Origin of the sequence: Photobacterium chitinilyticum (genome assembly GCF_004104355.1) — a bacterium.
Taxonomy (GTDB): Bacteria; Pseudomonadota; Gammaproteobacteria; order Enterobacterales; family Vibrionaceae; genus Photobacterium; species Photobacterium chitinilyticum.
In genome coordinates, this window is the sequence record NZ_RJLM01000063.1 from 1 (window position 1) to 1,273 (window position 1,273).

General features: G+C 40.0%; 1 protein-coding gene. It reads right to left on the reverse strand.

Annotated elements, in window-relative coordinates; genetic code table 11:
- Positions 1 to 350: 350 nt before the first annotated feature.
- Positions 351 to 1,052: an HNH endonuclease gene (locus EDI28_RS25775; RefSeq protein ID WP_128786685.1), complete on the reverse strand. Its 702-nt coding sequence runs from the start codon at positions 1,050 to 1,052 to the stop codon at positions 351 to 353.
- Positions 1,053 to 1,273 lie beyond the last annotated feature (221 nt).

Consider the following 1,273-nt stretch of genomic DNA (forward strand, 5'->3'; position numbering starts at 1 on the left):
AAACCTGCATGACACCTGATACGGACTGGCTTGGCTGTTGCACCAAAACAATAGGCAAAGAGATGCRCCAACACTTTCACAGCAAAGTAACGTTGAAATTATGATATTGAATTGCCAGACTTCAAGGCAGCAAATATAACAACAACCTRCTTATCTTCGGACTTACAGGCAGCCTTTCGGCAAACGAATGGCCAGAGAAATCGTGAAAAAAAGCGATGAATTTTCTACCATTGAAAATCTTGGCTCTAGGTGCATAACGCCTGCAATAAGGTGTGCCCCACCGAACAAGCAAAGCACACCGAACTCCATACCAAAACCGCCGAGTGTAACGCATCACCTTGATTGCTTTGTTAAATGTATATATCACTCGCAATCTGTTTTAGCTCATCAAGAGAGTATACTGGCACTCTCGTGTGAGCAATCCTGTGACAAGTAGGACAAAGTGAAATTAAGTCTTCAAGATGAGTTGTCCGAGCCCCTAAATGCACGGGTTCCAAGTGGTGGCAATCAATAATATATTTATTACCAACCTTTATCTGCTTCAAACAAGCCTGACAAGTATAATTATCATGGCGCTTTCTCTTTTCAGTTAATTTACGGTCTCTTTTAGAAACCATAACTTTGGTATCCTTTTTATACCCTTCGATTGCTTCCTCAGAATCAGGTTCTAAACTTTTTGGCTCACCTAATCCAGTATTTTCAAGGTATATTCTTTCGTATCCTTCACTTTTACCTAGAGTAAAAGAAGTCCAATTTTTTTCTGTTTTACCCTTAAAGGTTAGATTACCAATGAATATTCTGTAACGAGGATACTCTTTACCTTGCCTAGTAGTCGTACCTTCAGGCCTATTACCTCTATTTTCACCAATGTATATATCGTTACCAAATTCTGTTTCATGAAACACAATCACGTAATCATAAAACCGATCTTTGCTTACAACCCAACAACCAGTTGATGAAATACCATCAAAATTAATGTCAAAATTGCGACCTTCTGTTTTCACTGCTACCGCTGTAGCCTCAGAAGGCAATATATCTAAATAACTATCCACAAAACTAACCTTATACATTTAACGCCTGGGATAAGGTGCGCCACGGTGAACTCACCAAATCCACTAAACTCCAAACCAAAAATGCCGAGTCAAACAAGTCACCTTGATACCTTTGTTATGGCGCGCTCAAAGTAACCGACTCAACATCCATGCACGCTACCGCTACAGGGCTTCCAGCTTGATAGCAGAACATCATAAGCAACAACCTAAACATATACATG